This is a genomic window from Sphingopyxis granuli NBRC 100800 (genome assembly GCF_001591045.1).
GTDB lineage: Bacteria > Pseudomonadota > Alphaproteobacteria > Sphingomonadales > Sphingomonadaceae > Sphingopyxis > Sphingopyxis granuli.
In genome coordinates, this window is the sequence record NZ_BCUA01000015.1 from 25,034 (window position 1) to 40,481 (window position 15,448).

The following is a 15,448-nucleotide window of genomic DNA, read 5'->3' on the forward strand; positions in this document are numbered from 1 at the left end:
CCTTCCCGTATCGAATGATATTTAACATAATATATATTATCGGATAAATATATGCCCCAGGATGCGACCGACTCCCTTCCATCCCCCATCGGCCGGCTGCTCGCGGTCATGCGGCGGTTGCGCGATCCCGACAGCGGATGCGAATGGGATCTGGCGCAGGATTTCGCGACGATCGCGCCCTATACGATCGAGGAAGCCTATGAGGTCGCCGACGCGATCGCCGGCGGCGATCCTGCCGCAATATGCGACGAACTCGGCGACCTGCTGCTTCAGGTCGTCTTTCACAGCCAGATCGCGGCCGACAAGGGCCTGTTTGATTTCGACGACGTCGCCACCGCGATCGCCGACAAGATGGAACGGCGCCATCCGCATATCTTCGGCGACGCCCGCACCGGCGAAGTCCGCCAGCAATGGGAGCAGATCAAGGCCGCCGAACGCGCCGCCGATGGACCCAAGGGCGCGCTCGACGGCGTCGCGCTGTCGCTGCCCGCGCTGCTGCGTGCGCAGAAATTGCAGGCGCGCGCCGCGCGCGTCGGCTTCGACTGGCCCGACGCCGAAGGGCCGCGCGCCAAGATCGCCGAGGAACTGGCCGAAGTCATGGCGGCCGACAGCGATGCCGCGCGCTTCGAGGAGGTCGGCGACCTGCTGTTCGCGGCAGTCAACTATGCCCGCCACCTGGGCATCGACGCCGAAGAGGCGCTGCGCGCTGCGAACGACAAGTTCGCCCGGCGCTTTGCAGCCGTCGAGGCGCGCGCCGGGCCGGACATGGGCGACCTGCCGCTCGACACGCTCGAGGCGCATTGGCAGGCGGTCAAGAAGGCTGAGCGGAGCTAAAGGCGGCGAGTTCGCTTTCAACCACCTTCCGCATATCTCCCCCGAGCTTGGGAAGCAGCGCGCGCAGGCGGCCCGCCACCATTCGCCTGCGATCAGGGGTGCTGTTCGGCAAAGAATCCCATATCGCCGCCCTCAGAAGGAGTTCCACTCTGGTTTCTCCCATCGGCAGGGCGTCGGCCGCCATTATGACCGCTTCAAACGAGCATGGCGGCAGGTAAACGGGCTGCGGCGGCGCACCGATGAGAAAATAGTCGCGAATAACGCGTTCCCGCATCGAGCCGGATGGTCCCGAGATCAAGTCATGAACAGCCTCCACGCAGGCAGGCTTCTCCTCGACGCTCTCATTCATGTTGCGAGTCGCGGCGTCGCCGTCGTGGACGGTCCGATCGTCACCGCAGCCTTGCAGGGTCAAGGCCGCGAGGCACAGCCCCGCACGGCGCAATCGGCGCGACGACTTCATGCCCCCCACAGCCGTTCGAAGCGCGCGCGGTCGGCGGGGTCGAGCCGCACGGTCAGCAGATGGCCGTCGCCCTGCGGTTCGTCGGCCAGCACTTCGCCGCGCGCGTGCAGCCATGCCATCGCCTCGCCCTGATCGAAGCGCAGGCGCACACGCAGCAGTTCGTGCCGCGCGGTCAGTTCGGCGGCCATCAGGACGCGCGCTGCCTCGACCCCCTCGCCCGTCGCCGCGGAGATCGGCGCGACGTCGGGGCGACGCGCTGCCATCGCCTCGATCTCGGCGCGACGCTCGGGATCGGCGGTGTCTATCTTGTTCCATATCTCGATCTGCGCGATCGGTCGGGCGCGGTCTTCGCCATCCCCTTCACCGCCGCCTGCTTCATTGACGCCCAGCGAATCGAGAATCGCGCGCACATCGGCATATTGCGCGTCGGTGTCGGGATGAACGATGTCGCGGACGTGGACGATCAGGTCGGCGGTCGTGACCTCCTCCAGCGTCGCGCGGAAGGCCGCGACGAGTTCGGTCGGGAGGTCGGAGACGAATCCCACCGTGTCGGACAGGATCGCCTTGTCGATTCCAGGCAGGCGGATTTCGCGCATCGTCGGGTCGAGCGTCGCGAAGAGCATGTCTTCCGCCATGACGTCACTGCCGGTCAGCCGGTTGAAAAAGGTCGACTTTCCGGCATTGGTGTAGCCGACCAGCGCGATCACCGGCCACGGCGCGCGCTGCCGCTTGGCGCGCTGGAGCTGGCGCGTGCGGCGCGCATCGTCGAGCTGGCGGCGGATGCGCGCCATCCGGTTGCGGATCATTCGGCGGTCGGCCTCGATCTGCGTTTCGCCGGGACCGCCGAGAAAGCCGAAACCGCCGCGCTGGCGTTCGAGGTGGGTCCAGCTGCGCACCAGCCGCCCGGCCTGATAGTCGAGGTGGGCGAGTTCGACCTGAAGCCGCCCCTCCGCCGTCGCGGCGCGTTCGCCGAAGATTTCGAGGATCAGCCCGGTACGATCGATCACCTTGGCGCCGAACTCGGTTTCGAGATTGCGTTGCTGGATCGCGGTCAGGGCCGCGTCGACGATGACGAGCTGCGCCGCGTTTTCGGCGATGCCGGGCTTGATCGCCTCGATCTGGCCGGCGCCGATCAGCGTCGCGGCGCGCGTCTGGCGCAGACGTAGCGGATGCACGGCCACCACATCGAGACCGATGGCCAGCGCGAGCCCTTTCGCTTCGGCAACGCGCGCGTCGAGGTCGCGCGAAAGCCCCTGCCCGTGCCATTCGGGCACGACCAGCACCGCCGCGGCACCGCGCGTCACCTCGCCCTGTGCGGCGTCGTCCATTGGATCAGTCGCCGGAGTCGCCTTCCCCGCTGTCGGCCAGATTGATCGGACCGTTCGGCTGCACCGTCGAGATCGCATGCTTGTAGACGAGCTGAACCTGCCGTTCGCGCTCGAGCAGCATGCAGAACAGGTCGAACGCAACGATATCGCCCTGCAGCATCACACCGTTGACGAGGAACATCGTCACCGATTCCTCGGACCGGCGCACCGCGTTCAGGAACACGTCCTGCAACGCCTTCCCCTTGCTGGGCGGCGCGTCGCGGACATTGTCGCCGAGCAGCGCCAGGTCGAAATCGTGCGACGGCATGATCGTCGAGATCGCATGCTTGTAGACAAGCTGCGACTGCCCGTCGCGGCGGAGCAGCAGCGAGAAATTGTCGAACCAGGTGATGATCCCCTGAAGCTTGACGCCCTTGACGAGGAACATCGTCACCGGGGTCTTGCTGCGGCGCAGGGCGTTTAGGAAAAGATCTTGAAGATTCTGGGTTTTATCGGACACATTGGCCTCCTGTTCTTGGCGGCAAAAGCCGCAGCGCGACACCGGCGGCGCCGGCAGCCTGCATCTTCGCAGGCGCAATATGGGGCAAAGCGCGGCACAGGTCCAGTGGACTCTATACTATGGAAAAGGCGGGATGTTCCCGCGAAGCGGGTCCGAAGCGCACGCTTGTCGCCGGAGCCCGCTCCGACCGGTGTCATTTCGAACCGGTCGGCGACGGTTCTCGGCGCGCGTTCGCCCACCCAGGGCGGCGTGCCATAAACCTGCACCGCCCCTTTTTCCATTCGTGTCGAGCGAAGTCGAGACGCCATCGGCCTTGCGCCATGCTGATGGGTGTCTCGACTTCGCTCGACACGAACGGGACGAGGGGTCAGATTTAAGGCTCGATGCTTTAGAAAGACTCGTCATTGCGAGCGGCAAAGCCGCGCGGCAATCCAAAGTCATCAGGGTCTAGCCGTCGCCGTCGGGATGCTCGGTGAGGCCCAGCAGCTTGAGTTTGCGGTGCAGCGCGGAGCGTTCCATGCCGATGAAGGTCGCGGTGCGCGAGATATTGCCCGAGAACCGGTTGATCTGGATGCGCAGATATTCGCGCTCGAAATTCTCGCGCGCTTCCTTGAGCGGGATCGCGGTGATCGATTCGGCGTGCGGCAGGATATCGGTGCCGCCCCGCATCAGCTCGGCCGGCAGCATGTCGGCGTCGATCCGCGCCAGCCGGTCGCTGGGCGCGAGGATCATCACGCGTTCGATCACGTTGCGCAGTTCGCGCACATTGCCCGGCCAGTCGTGCGCCTGGAGCGCCGCCATCGCCTCTGCGCTGATCTCCGGCGGCGGGACGCGGCGGTCGGCGGCGTAGCGCCGCACGAAATGATCGGACAGGCTGGCGATGTCGTCGCGCCGTTCCCGCAGCGGCGGGATATGCACCGGCACGACGTTGAGCCGATAATAGAGGTCCTCGCGAAACCGTCCCTCGGCGATCTCGATCTTCAGGTCGCGCGCCGACCCCGAAATGATGCGGACATCGACGCGGATCATCGTGCGTCCGCCGACGCGGTTGAAGCTCTGGTCGGTCAGCACGCGCAGGATCTTGCCCTGCGTGGTCAGCGGCATGTCGGCGACCTCGTCGAGGAACAGAGTGCCACCGTGCGCCTGTTCGAGCAGGCCGACACGGATCGAGCCATCGTCCGATTCGGTCCCGAAAAGCTCTGCCTCCACCGTCTCGGGGTCCATGCGTGCCGACGAAATCACGCGGAAGGGCGCGGTCTGCCGCCCGCTCCAGCCGTGCAGGACGCGCGCGGCAACCTCCTTCCCCACTCCCGGCGCGCCGGTGATGAGGACGCGGCTGCCGGTCCCCGCCACGCGCTTCAGCGTCGCACGGACATTGTTGATCGCGGCGCTGGTGCCGGTCAGTTCGTCGGCCGGGCCAGCCTTTTCGCGAAGCTGCTCATATTCGAACTTCAGCCGCTCGCTTTCGGTGGCGCGCGCGACAAGATGCAGCAGGCGCTCGGCCTCGAACGGCTTTTCGATGAAATCGAAGGCACCGCGGCGGATCGCCGCCACCGCGGTATCGAGCCCGCCATGGCCCGAAATCACGATGATCGGCAGCGTCGGGTCGAACGCCTTGATCGCCTCGACCAGCCCGAGCCCGTCGAGCCGTGATCCCTGGAGCCAGACGTCGATCAGCGCGAGCGACGGGCGGCGCTGGCGGACGGCTTCGAGCGCGGCGTCGCTGTCCGACGCGGTGCGCGCCTCATAGCCCTCGTCCTCCATGACCCCGGCCACCAGCTCGCAGATGTCGCGTTCGTCGTCGACGATCAAAATATCAAGCGCCATGATCTTCTCTATCCTGTCGGGTGCGGATGCGGCCCGGAACCGATTCCGCCTGTCCTGTCGATCCCCCTCCCCCTTTTCCGGCCAGCGGGCGCAGCCGGTCGGGATGCAGCGTCAGCGTGACGCAAGTCCCCTGTCCCGCCGGATTGTCGGTGAATTCCAGCTCGCCATAATGTTGTTCGACGATCTTCTTGACGATCGCGAGCCCCAGCCCGGTGCCGCCCCGCCGCGTCGTCATATAGGGTTCGGCGATGGCGTCGCGCGCCTCCGGCAGGCCGATGCCGTCATCGGCGACGGTAATGCGCACCGCTCCGTCGTCGGTCGTCTCAAGGCTCGCCTCGACCCGGCCCACCGCCGGTTCGGTCGAATCCTTGTATTTCTCTTCAATAGCTTCGACCGCGTTCTTGACGATATTCGTCAAGGCTTGCGACAGCAGGCGCCGGTCGCACACCAGCGGGTCTATCTCGCCCGGCGTACGGATGCGAAAGGCGATGTCGGGCTTGGCGACCTCGAACAGGAAGACGGCCTGGCGCAGGATGTCGCGGGGGTCCTCGACCCCAAATGTCGGCTTGGGCATGCGCGCGAAGCTGGAGAATTCGTCGACCATCCGGCGCATGTCGTGCACCTGCCGGATCACCGTGTCGGTCAGCTTGCGGAAGGTCGCGGTGTCGCCCTCGACCTTGTCGCCGAAACGGCGCTGGAGGCGTTCGGCGGCGAGCTGGATCGGGGTCAGCGGATTCTTGATCTCGTGCGCGATGCGCCGCGCGACGTCGGACCAGGCAGCGCGGCGCTGGTCGAGAAGCTGCTGGGTGATGTCTTCGAAGCTGAGGACGAAGCCATCGCCCTGCGCAACCGCCTTGGCGGCGAGCGTCGCGGGCTCGGCATCCTTGCGCGCAAGCTGGACGATCGCCTCATGCTCCTCGCTGTCGAGCAGGCGCGCGAGTTCGGGGGCCACCTCGGCGAGCGGGCGGCCGGTCAGCCCGTCGCCATCGGGTTCGATCAGCCGCTCCGCGGCCGCGTTGGCGAGCAGGATGCGGTGATCGGTATCGACCGAAATCACAGCCGACGACACGCCGCTCAGCACCGCTTCGATGAAGCTCCGCCGTGCCTCGAGCTGTTCGTTGACGTTGACAAGGGCGCTCGTCTGGCCTTCGAGCTGCTCGGTCATGCGGTTGAAGGCGCGGGTCAGCACCGCGATCTCGTCGTCGCGGCGCGGCGGCGAGACGCGGACCGACAGATCGCCGCCCGCCGCGGTGCGAGTGGCGCCGATCAGCGTGCCGAGCGGCCGGACGATGCGGTCGGCGACGACGATCGCCGCGATCACCGCCAGCGCGAGCAGCAGCAGCGATCCGAGATAGAGCGCGCCGTTGAACTGCAACTGCAACTGCTGCGATCGTTCGAACAGGTCGTTATAGTCGGCGAGGACGTTGCTGGCGCGGAGCGATTGCTGGAACCCGGGCACGTTGAAGTCGCGCGATGCGTAGAGATAGGCGCGCCGCGTCCCCGGCAATCGCGTCGCCGCCTCGATCCGGTCGGGCTGGCGGACGACGACGACGTCCTCGCCGGCGTCGAGCCGGGCAAGGATCGCCGGTGAAAGCCGGTTCTCCGCCTCGCGGTCGTCGGGATTGATCGCCGCCGCGGTGCGCGCGACATTGTCGACCCCGATCTCGATGATCGCCGATTCATTCAGGTTTCGGACGACGACCTGCTGGAAATAATAGTTGGAGAAACCGGGATCGTCGGTCGAAGCGCGCTGGAGAAAGGCGCCGAGGTCCTTCGCCATCGCGCCGGTGTTCGCCGCGACTTCGCGCTGGTTCTCCTGATAATAGCCTTCGGCAAGGCTGGCGGCATTTTCGAACATGCCGCGCGAGCGGTCGGAGAACCAGAAATCGACGCCATATTGGAACAGCAAAGAGGCGAAGATCACGACAAGCAGCGTCGGGACCGCCGCGATCAGGGAGAACAGCGCGACGAGGCGGACGTGGAGGCGACCGTTGCCGCCACCCATCGACCGCGTCGCGCGCGCCCGGGCGATGCGGCTGCCGACCAGCACGATCAGCGCCATCGCCGGCACAAGGTTGGCGACCATGATCGCCGCGACCAGCGCCGGGGTCAGCAGCCGCTCGCTCTGCGCGTCGCCGGTGACGAAGATATAGGTCGCGATCGCAACGCTGGCGATCACCGCCAGCGTGTAATATTCGGGCGCGGCAAAGCGCCAGATCCCCGAGCGAGCGGCCGCATCGTCCGAATCGATATCGAGGGCGAGGCGGGCCGGCTGCACCATATGTTGCGTCGATACGACAAAGCTGTTGCATAGAGAACACACAAACTGCGTTATTTTTGCCGACCGGCGCGCCCGCCGCCCGGTCCGGCGCGGGATTTTGTGGCTGCGGCGCCCGCTCAGGGATGCGTGGGGTCGATCGCGAGCTGGCCGAGCCGCTTGCGCAGCGTGTTGCGGTTGATGCCGAGGCGGCGCGCCGCCTCGAGCTGGTTGCCGCGTGCCGCGCGCAGCGTGCGGCGGAGCAGCGCGGCCTCGACGATCGCCAGCAGCCGCGCGTGCAGATCGCCCTCCGCGCCCGCATCGGCGAGCTGTTCGCGCGCCCAGTCGTCGACCGCGCGTGCGATCGATTCCGCCGTGCCCGCGTCCGCTTCCTCCCCGTCGTCGCGGAGCACCGACGTGACGTCGTGCGCGGTGACGACCGTGTCGCGCGACAGCACCGCGAGGCGCTGCACGACATTGCCGAGCTCGCGGACATTGCCCGGCCAGTCGTGGCGTTCGAGCAACTGCATCGCGGCGGGCGCGAACTGGCGGTCGGGCAGTCCGGCATGACGCCCCGCCTCGACGAAATGGCGGACGAGCGCGGCGATGTCGCTGCGCCGTTCGCGCAGCGGCGGCAGGGTCACCGGGATGACATTGAGCCGGTAGAACAAATCCTCGCGGAACCGTCCGTCGGCGACGAGCGCGCGCATGTCGCGGTGGGTCGCGGCGACGACGCGCACATCGGCCCGAAGCGCCTGGCTGCCGCCGACAGTTGAATATTCGCTCGTCTGGAGGACGCGCAACAGCCGCGTCTGCGCCTCGATCGGCATGTCGCCGATCTCGTCGAGGAACAACGTGCCGCCCGCCGCTTGCTCGAACCGCCCGGCGCTGCGGCTGGTCGCGCCGGTGAAGGCGCCCTTTTCGTGGCCGAACAGATCGGCCTCGATCAGCTCGCGCGGGATCGCCGCCATGTTGATCGCGACGAACGGGCCCTTGCGCCGCAGCCCGGTGGCATGGATCGCGCGCGCGACGACCTCCTTGCCGGTCCCGGATTCGCCGAGGATCAGCACGGCGAGGTCGTTGGTCGCGAGCCGCGCGATGGTGCGATAGACCGCCTGCATCGCCGGGGCGCGGCCGACGAGGCCGTGGCTGTCGTCGGTCGCCGGCTCGACGCGCTCGCTGGGCAGCACGCGCCGCTGGAGCGCGGCGCGCACGCTGGCGGTCAGTTCGTCGAGATCGAAAGGCTTGGGCAGATAGTCGTAGCTGCCGATCCCCGTCGCGCGCACCGCAGTGTCGAGCGTGTTGCGCGCCGACAGCACGATCACCGGCGTCAGCGGGTCGACCCCGGCGCCGGGCAGCGAATCGATGCCGTCGCCATCGGGCAGCACCACGTCGGTGATGATGAGGTCGGGGCGGTTCTCGGCCAGCCATGCGTTGCGCTCGGCGATGCCGGTCACCGATGCGAAATGGGCGCACTCCCCGGCCAGCGTCTCGCGCACGATCAACGCGATCGCCGGATCGTCCTCGACCAGCAGGATCGTCTTGCCGCCCGCCGTGCGTGCCTGCGTCATGGCGTCCCTTTCCGCCCGGCCGCCGGCAGATGGACGCGGAAGCGCGTCCAGTCGCCGTCGCGGACATGCTGCACCGTCCCGCCCATGTCGCGCGCCAGCTTGGCAACAAGCGCGAGGCCGAGGCCGCGCCCATCGCGCTTGGTGGTCACGAAGGGCGCGAACAGGTCGCCGCGCATGTCCATCGGCACGCCGGGGCCATTGTCGCTGACGCTGAGTTCGATCGGCAGCGCGATGCGCCCGCGCCCGTCGCCATTGTCGATCGACAGGCCGTGGCGATAGGCGGTGGCGATGCGCACCACCCCGTCGTCGCGCCCCGCCAGCGCCTCGCACGCGTTGGTGACGAGGTTGAGCAATATCTGAACCATGGCGTCATGATTACCGAGCACCAGCGGCAGCGACGGGTCGAAATCCTCGGTGAAGCGAACGCCGGGGAATTGCCGGGCGCGCGCGGTTTCCATCGCCTGATGGATCGGCGGATAGAGGTTGATCGCCGAACAGGCGAGCGGTCCGCCGCGCGAGATATGTTCCATCTGGTCGATCAATGTCGCGATCCGGTCGACCTCGGCGCAGATCAGCGTCGTGAAACGTTCGCCGCCCGCATCGACCTGCCGCGCGAGAAGCTGCGCCGCGCCCTTGATGCCGGCGAGCGGGTTCTTGACCTCGTGCGCGAGCATCGCGGCAGCGGCGCCCGCGGCGCGGCCCGAACGGCCGATCGCGCCGCCCATCAGTTCGGCCTCGCTGTCCGAAGGAATGAGCGCCAGGATGCGGTGCCCCGCTGTGCCATAGGGCACCATCTGCATGTCGACGACGATCGTCCGGCGCCCACCGACCGCGATCTCGGCCCGGTGCGCGAACAGCGCCGCGGTCGCGGGGTCGTTCATCCGCTGCCGATAGCCGCGGTCGAGGGCGATGACGTCATGGATGCGGCGCCCGACCATCGCCGACCGCCCAGTATTGCAAAGCTGTTCGGCGGCGGCGTTGACGAACAGCACCACACCGCCGCGGTCGATCAGCAGGGTCGCGACCGGGTGCGACTGGATGAATTCGTCATGATCGAAGCTGGGGATGCTCGACGTGAGCGCGGTCACGCCGCCGCCTTGCTGAGGAAGGGGCCATAGAAGGCGGCGAGCGCGTCGAGGACGCCGCGGCTGTCGGGAATCTGATTGACCTTGTTGCGGAACTCGGCCGAACCGGGCAGCCCCTTGACATACCAGCCGAGGTGCTTGCGCGCGATATTGACACCCGTCGTCTCGCCATAATGGTCGAGCATCGCGCGATAGTGCGATGTAATGACGGCATATTGTTCGTCGATGCCGGGATCAGAGCGCTCGCCCTCGCCGCGCAGCGCCGTCATCACCTGGCCGAGCAGCCACGGGCGGCCATAGGCGCCGCGGCCGATCATCACCCCGTCGGCGCCGCTCTGCGCTAGCGCCGCGCGCGCGTCGGCGACCGAACAGATGTCGCCGTTGACGATAACGGGGACCGACACCGCATCCTTGACCTTGCGGACGAAGCTCCAGTCGGCGGTGCCCTTGTACATCTGGTTGCGCGTGCGGCCGTGGACGGTGATCATCTGCGCGCCAATATCCTCCGCGATATGCGCAAGTTCGGGCGCGTTCAGGCTGTCATGGCACCAGCCCATGCGCATCTTGACGGTAACCGGAACCTTCACCGCCCGCACGCAGGATTCGATCAGCGCGGCGGCGAGTTTCGGTTCGCGCATCAGCGCCGATCCTGCGTCGCCGTTGGTGACTTTGCGCACCGGGCAGCCCATATTGATGTCGATGATCGCCGCGCCGCGATCCTCGGCCAGCTTTGCCGCCTCGCCCATCTCATAAGGCGTGCAGCCGACGAGTTGCATCGACACCGGCTCTTCGACCGGGTCCCAAGCGGCTTTCTGGATCGACTGGCGCGTCTCGCGGATCGCCGCCTGGCTCGCGATCATCTCGGTGACGTTGAGCCCCGAGCCGTAACGGCGCACCAGCGTGCGGAACGGCCGGTCGGTGACGCCGGTCATCGGCGCGAGGATCACGGGGTCCTCGATGCGGATCGGGCCGATCTGGATGGGCCGCAACGGCGCCATGGCGGATGCTTTCGTCGAATTGCCTAAAAAATGAGCACGCCACCTACACGCTTAGCGGCTTTCCCGCAAGCGGCGGCTGCGCTAACCGGCGCGCGTCATGACCGAGTCGGCTCCCCTTCCCGCGCCGCGCGCCGTCGCGATCCTGCTGGCCGGCGGCCAGGGCGCCCGCGCCGGATTCGACCAGCCGAAGCAGATGCAGACGCTGGGCGGCAAGCCGGTGCTACGCTGGAGCCTCGACGCCTTCGCCGCACATCCGGCCATAGCGGAGGGCGTGCTGGTGGCGAGCGGTGCCGTCGCCGCAGCGGCGGGCGACCTGCCCCGCGGCTGGACGATCGCCGCGCCGGGCGCCGAACGGCAGGATTCGGTCGCGAACGCGCTGGCGGCGCTGGCGGACGAGCCCGACGAGACGCCGCTGCTGGTCCATGACGCGGCGCGGCCGGGGGTCGAGGCCGGCGTGATCGACCGGCTGCTGACCGCGCTCGATACGGCCGAAGCCGCGATCCCGACGCTGCCGGTCCCCGACACGCTGGTCGAACATGGCGGGAGCGAAGCGGGCGCGACCGTCGACCGCAGCGCGCTCGCCCGGGTCCAGACACCGCAGGCCTTTCGGCTCGGCACCCTGCGCCGCGCGCATGTCGCCGCGGCGGCGAACGACGCGACCGACGATGCGCAACTCGTACGGCGGCTCGGGCTCCGCGTTGCAACGGTCGAGGGCGATGCGCGGCTGCACAAGCTGACCTATGCCGCCGATCTGACGATCCTGTCGGGGCTGCTGGAAACGGAGGGGCGTATGCGGACCGCGGTCGGAATGGGGTATGACGTGCACCGGCTGACGGCGGGCAAGCCACTGTGGATCGGCGGCATCGAAATCGCGCACAGCCACGGGCTCGAAGGGCACAGCGATGCCGACGTCGCGCTCCACGCGCTCACCGATGCCATCTTCGGCGCGCTGGGCGAAGGCGACATCGGCGATCATTTCCCGCCGAGCGACCCGCAATGGCGCGGAGCCGCCTCGTCGCGCTTCCTGGCCTTTGCCGCCGAGCGCGTCGCGGCGCGCGGCGGCCGGGTGTCGCACGCCGACCTGACGATCATCGCCGAGGCGCCGCGGATCGGCCCGCACCGCGCCGCGATGCGCGAACGGATCGCGGAAATCCTTGCGGTTTCGCCCGATCGCGTTAGTGTGAAGGCGACAACGACCGAGCGGCTGGGTTTTGCGGGCCGCCGAGAGGGGATCGCCGCGCAGGCCGTCGCTACGTTACAACTTCCGGAGAATTGATCTTGCAGCCTGTCGATGAAACGCGCCGAGTCGCGCGTGAAGAGGTCGCCGCGTCGGTTCTGGCCGCCAATCGCGCGGCGGAGCGCCGGGTCGCGGTCGCCGAAAGCTGCACCGGCGGCATGGTGTGCGCGGCGCTGACCGATATCGCGGGGAGCAGCGACGTGTTCTCCGCGGGCTTCATCACCTATTCGGGCGATGCCAAGCAGCGCCAGCTCGACGTCAGCAGCGAAATCCTCGAAACCTTCGGCGAGGTGTCGCTCGCGACCGCGTGGGCGATGGCGGCGGGCGCGCTCGCCAATAGCGACGCTGACGTCGCGGTGGCAATCACCGGCATCGCGGGCCCCGGCGGCGGGTCGGAGAAGAAGCCGGTCGGACAGGTCGTGTTCGCGCGCGCGCTGCGCGGGCAGGACCCCGACGACTATTTCTCGCAGGTCGTGCGTTTCCAGTCGACCGAACGCGCCGCGATCCGCCACGCGGCGACGCTGTTCGCGCTCGACCTGCTTCAGCCCGAGAAGGACTCGCTGCGACCGTCGTCCGACGACATCGAGCTTCCCGCGCCGTAAAGGACCGCCGCGCGGTCCTCGAACGCCGCGATCATGCGGCGCAGCGCCTTGTCGAACATCTGTCCCGCCAGCGTTTCGAAGACGCGGTTGCGGAACGAGAAATCGACGAGGAAATCGACGCGACAGCCGCCGCCGTCGAGCGGCGCGAAATGCCATTCATTGTCGAGATGGCGCATCGGTCCGTCGATATAATGGACCGCGACATGGGTCGGCCGATGCTTTTCGACCCGGCACGAAAAACTCTCGCGCAGCCCCTTGAAGCCGACGATCATGTCGGCGAGCGCCGCGTGCTCGTCCTGACTGCGTACGCGCAGGGCGACGACCCATGGCAGAAATTCGGGGTAACGCGCGATATCGGTGACGAGCGCGAACATCTGTTCGGCGCTGTAGGGCAGTTCGCGGGTTTCGTGGTGCCGGGGCAAGGTCAGTCGGCGGCCGCACGCGCCAGTTGCGCCTCGCGCGCCGCACGCATGCGCTCGAAATCGTCGCCGGCGTGATAGCTCGACCTGGTGAGCGGCGACGAGGCGACCTGGAGGAACCCCTTGGCGCGGGCGATCTGGGCATAGGCGTCGAACGCCTGCGGCGTCACGAAGTCGATCACCTTCGTATGGCGCGGGGTCGGCTGAAGATACTGGCCCATCGTCATGAAGTCGATATCGGCGCTGCGCATGTCGTCCATCACCTGATGAACCTCCATCCTTTCCTCGCCGAGGCCGAGCATGACGCCCGACTTGGTGAAGATCGACGGGTCGCGGCGCTTGACGCTTTCGAGCAGGCGCAGCGAGGCGTAATAGCGCGCGCCGGGGCGGATCGTCGGGTAAAGCCGCGGGACGGTTTCGAGATTGTGGTTGTAGACGTCAGGACGCGCGTCGACGATCGCCGCGACCGCGCTGTCGGGCTTGTTGCGGAAATCGGGGGTGAGAATCTCGATCGTCGTCGTCGGCGTTTCGCGGCGCAGCGCCTCGATCACCTTGACGAACTGGCTCGCGCCGCCATCGGGCAGGTCGTCGCGGTCGACCGAGGTGATGACGATGTGCGTCAGCCCCATCTTCGCCGCGGCGATCGCGACATGTTCGGGCTCGAACGGATCGACCGCGCGCGGCATGCCGGTCTTGACGTTGCAGAAGGCGCAGGCGCGCGTGCAGGTGTCGCCGAGGATCATCACCGTCGCATGGCGCTTGGTCCAACATTCGCCGATGTTCGGGCAGGCCGCTTCCTCGCATACCGTGTTGAGGTTGAGGTCGCGCATCAGGCGCCGCGTCTCGGCATAGCCGGGGCTGGTCGGCGCCTTGACACGAATCCAGTCGGGCTTGCGCGGGCGCAGGGTCGAGGGGCGAGCGGGCTGTGCGGGTGCGGTCATCGCGCTCACATAATCGCGTGGCGCGCTCTTCTCAACTCCGCATCTTCGGTTTAAGGCGCGCCCATGACTCACTTTGCCGATTTGCTCGATGGCTATGCCCGGTTCCGCGCTACAGGGTGGAAAGAGCAACGAGAGCGATGGGAGCAGCTGGCCGAGGGGCAATCGCCCAAGGTGATGGTCATCGCCTGTTCGGACAGCCGGGTCGAACCCGCGCAGATCTTCGACACCCACCCCGGCGAGATTTTCGTCGTCCGCAACGTCGGCGCGCTGGTGCCGCCCTTCGAAACCACGCCGGGCCGCCACGGCGTGTCCTCCGCACTCGAATTCGCCGTCCAGATATTGCATGTCGAGGAGATCGTCGTTCTCGGCCACGGGCTTTGCGGCGGCTGCCATGCCGCGCTGCACCGGACGATGGAAGGCACCGAGCCCGGGCATGGCGGCTTCATCGCCGACTGGATCTCGATGCTCGACGAGGCGAGCGCGGCGGTGCGCGCGCGCCACGACGACCTGCACAGCAACGGCGCGCGGCGCGACATGGAATTTTCGGCGGTGAAGGTCAGCCTCGACAATCTGCGCACCTTCCCCTGCATCAGCCAGAAGGAGGAGCGCGGCACGCTGAAGCTGCGCGGCGCGCTGTTCGCGGTCAGCGACGGCATCCTCCACCTGCTCGACGAGACGACCGGAGAATTCAGCCCGGTGCCGGTTGCGGCGGCGGATTAGAGAGCTCGAGGACATCGGATCGATCCGCCCCGTCATTGCGAGGAGCGTAGCGACGAAGCAATCTCCAGCTATCGGGATCGCAGGACGATAGCTGGAGATTGCTTCGCTTCGCTCGCAACGACGCAAGGGGGTCGATGTAAAGTCATCATCATGCTGGCATGGCGGAGCAATGTAGGAAAGCCGTTTGTCGCGGCGTTCCCGCTGCTCACGGAATCGCGTAGGTCACGTTCGCCTGCCCGATCGGCCGTTCGGGGTCTTCGGTCCACAATCGCACGTCCATGACCGCCAGCCGCTTGCCGAGCCGCAGCATGTGCGCGTCGGCCATCACCGGGCCGGGGCGGCACGGGCGCAGGAACTGATAGTTGAGCGCGCTCGTCACCGCCATCGCGACGGGGCCGATATGCGCGAGGACGAGTGCATAGGCGGCCATGTCGGCGAGCCCCATCTGGGTCGGGCCGGACACCAGCCCGCCCGGACGCAGCGCCTGTTCATTGGGGTCGAGCCGCGCCTGCACATGCCCCGGCGCGGCGGACACGACATGCCCGCGCGAACCGGGGCGCGAATGCGGGAAAGCCTCCGCCATGAAGGCGTTGAGCGCCGCCGCGTCCATGCGGATCGCGTGCGATGAAATCGGCGCTGCGGCGGGCGCCGCTTCCCCCTTCATGCCGGT

General features: G+C 67.6%; 15 protein-coding genes. 4 read left to right on the top strand and 11 right to left on the bottom strand.

The features are described from left to right. The first annotated feature begins 51 nt into the window (after positions 1-51). Positions 52-834 (top strand): nucleoside triphosphate pyrophosphohydrolase, encoded by a 783-nt coding sequence (gene mazG, locus SGR02S_RS05720; protein WP_067106589.1) that lies wholly within the window; start codon positions 52-54, stop codon positions 832-834. Here mazG and SGR02S_RS05725 read toward each other — a convergent pair. The 8 genes from SGR02S_RS05725 to dusB all read right to left on the bottom strand — a co-directional run bounded on the left by SGR02S_RS05725 (position 812) and on the right by dusB (position 10,859). Then, entirely contained in the window at positions 812-1,294 is a 483-nt protein-coding gene (locus SGR02S_RS05725; protein ID WP_156482982.1) for a hypothetical protein, read from the bottom strand. The genes mazG and SGR02S_RS05725 overlap by 23 nt on opposite strands. Next, entirely contained in the window at positions 1,291-2,622 is a 1,332-nt protein-coding gene (gene hflX / locus SGR02S_RS05730) for a GTPase HflX (RefSeq protein WP_067106593.1), read from the bottom strand. The genes SGR02S_RS05725 and hflX overlap by 4 nt, the downstream gene beginning before the upstream one ends. 4 nt (positions 2,623-2,626) lie before the next feature. Next, on the bottom strand, positions 2,627-3,121 hold the full coding sequence (gene hfq, locus SGR02S_RS05735) for an RNA chaperone Hfq (RefSeq protein ID WP_067106641.1): 495 nt from the start codon (positions 3,119-3,121) through the stop codon (positions 2,627-2,629). Between the two features lie 447 nt (positions 3,122-3,568). Beyond that, on the bottom strand, positions 3,569-4,948 hold the full coding sequence (gene ntrX, locus SGR02S_RS05740; RefSeq protein WP_067106596.1) for a nitrogen assimilation response regulator NtrX: 1,380 nt from the start codon (positions 4,946-4,948) through the stop codon (positions 3,569-3,571). Beyond that, positions 4,938-7,229, bottom strand: a complete 2,292-nt coding sequence (locus SGR02S_RS05745; protein WP_067106598.1) for a sensor histidine kinase — start codon at positions 7,227-7,229, stop codon at positions 4,938-4,940. The genes ntrX and SGR02S_RS05745 overlap by 11 nt, the downstream gene beginning before the upstream one ends. 116 nt (positions 7,230-7,345) lie before the next feature. Then, on the bottom strand, positions 7,346-8,776 hold the full coding sequence (locus SGR02S_RS05750) for a sigma 54-interacting transcriptional regulator (RefSeq protein ID WP_067106600.1): 1,431 nt from the start codon (positions 8,774-8,776) through the stop codon (positions 7,346-7,348). Beyond that, a complete protein-coding gene (locus tag SGR02S_RS05755; protein ID WP_067106602.1) occupies positions 8,773-9,864 on the bottom strand; it encodes a two-component system sensor histidine kinase NtrB in 1,092 nt (363 codons plus the stop codon). Before SGR02S_RS05755 ends, SGR02S_RS05750 begins: the two co-directional genes overlap by 4 nt. Beyond that, the gene (gene dusB, locus SGR02S_RS05760) at positions 9,861-10,859 is read right to left on the bottom strand and encodes a tRNA dihydrouridine synthase DusB (RefSeq protein WP_067106604.1); all 999 of its coding nucleotides are present in this window, start codon (positions 10,857-10,859) and stop codon (positions 9,861-9,863) included. Before dusB ends, SGR02S_RS05755 begins: the two co-directional genes overlap by 4 nt. Before the next feature lie 97 nt (positions 10,860-10,956). Between dusB and SGR02S_RS05765 the strand changes: the two genes are divergently transcribed. Together SGR02S_RS05765 and SGR02S_RS05770 are read left to right on the top strand one after the other, a co-directional pair. Then, positions 10,957-12,135 (top strand): bifunctional 2-C-methyl-D-erythritol 4-phosphate cytidylyltransferase/2-C-methyl-D-erythritol 2,4-cyclodiphosphate synthase, encoded by a 1,179-nt coding sequence (locus SGR02S_RS05765; RefSeq protein WP_067106606.1) that lies wholly within the window; start codon positions 10,957-10,959, stop codon positions 12,133-12,135. Positions 12,136-12,137: 2 nt separating this feature from the next. Beyond that, the gene (locus SGR02S_RS05770; RefSeq protein ID WP_067106607.1) at positions 12,138-12,698 is read left to right on the top strand and encodes a CinA family protein; all 561 of its coding nucleotides are present in this window, start codon (positions 12,138-12,140) and stop codon (positions 12,696-12,698) included. Here the strand turns inward: SGR02S_RS05770 and SGR02S_RS05775 are convergent. Beyond that, positions 12,638-13,120, bottom strand: a complete 483-nt coding sequence (locus SGR02S_RS05775) for a type II toxin-antitoxin system RatA family toxin (RefSeq protein ID WP_067106609.1) — start codon at positions 13,118-13,120, stop codon at positions 12,638-12,640. The two genes, SGR02S_RS05770 and SGR02S_RS05775, sit on opposite strands and share 61 nt — an antisense overlap. A 2-nt stretch (positions 13,121-13,122) precedes the next feature. Beyond that, complete coding sequence (gene lipA / locus SGR02S_RS05780; RefSeq protein WP_067106643.1) at positions 13,123-14,058, bottom strand: lipoyl synthase; 936 nt, start codon at positions 14,056-14,058, stop codon at positions 13,123-13,125. A 63-nt stretch (positions 14,059-14,121) separates the two neighbouring features. Here lipA and SGR02S_RS05785 point away from each other — a divergent pair, with 63 nt between their 5' ends. After that, entirely contained in the window at positions 14,122-14,778 is a 657-nt protein-coding gene (locus SGR02S_RS05785) for a carbonic anhydrase (RefSeq protein WP_067106611.1), read from the top strand. Positions 14,779-14,983: 205 nt separating this feature from the next. On the opposite strand, the gene SGR02S_RS05790 is transcribed toward SGR02S_RS05785, so the two are convergent. Continuing rightward, a complete protein-coding gene (locus SGR02S_RS05790) occupies positions 14,984-15,442 on the bottom strand; it encodes a PaaI family thioesterase (protein WP_082796977.1) in 459 nt (152 codons plus the stop codon). Between the last annotated feature and the right edge of the window lie 6 nt (positions 15,443-15,448).

Excerpts from the sequence above, each read along its gene's own strand:
- mazG (WP_067106589.1), top strand. The coding sequence starts at position 52 with ATGCCCCAGGATGCGACCGACTCCCTTCCATCCCCCATCGGCCGGCTG.
- SGR02S_RS05725 (WP_156482982.1), bottom strand. The coding sequence starts at position 1,294 with ATGAAGTCGTCGCGCCGATTGCGCCGTGCGGGGCTGTGCCTCGCGGCC.
- hflX (WP_067106593.1), bottom strand. The coding sequence starts at position 2,622 with ATGGACGACGCCGCACAGGGCGAGGTGACGCGCGGTGCCGCGGCGGTG.
- ntrX (WP_067106596.1), bottom strand. The coding sequence starts at position 4,948 with ATGGCGCTTGATATTTTGATCGTCGACGACGAACGCGACATCTGCGAG.
- SGR02S_RS05745 (WP_067106598.1), bottom strand. The coding sequence starts at position 7,229 with ATGGTGCAGCCGGCCCGCCTCGCCCTCGATATCGATTCGGACGATGCG.
- SGR02S_RS05750 (WP_067106600.1), bottom strand. The coding sequence starts at position 8,776 with ATGACGCAGGCACGCACGGCGGGCGGCAAGACGATCCTGCTGGTCGAG.
- dusB (WP_067106604.1), bottom strand. The coding sequence starts at position 10,859 with ATGGCGCCGTTGCGGCCCATCCAGATCGGCCCGATCCGCATCGAGGAC.
- SGR02S_RS05765 (WP_067106606.1), top strand. The coding sequence starts at position 10,957 with ATGACCGAGTCGGCTCCCCTTCCCGCGCCGCGCGCCGTCGCGATCCTG.
- lipA (WP_067106643.1), bottom strand. The coding sequence starts at position 14,058 with ATGACCGCACCCGCACAGCCCGCTCGCCCCTCGACCCTGCGCCCGCGC.
- SGR02S_RS05785 (WP_067106611.1), top strand. The coding sequence starts at position 14,122 with ATGACTCACTTTGCCGATTTGCTCGATGGCTATGCCCGGTTCCGCGCT.
- SGR02S_RS05790 (WP_082796977.1), bottom strand. The coding sequence starts at position 15,442 with ATGAAGGGGGAAGCGGCGCCCGCCGCAGCGCCGATTTCATCGCACGCG.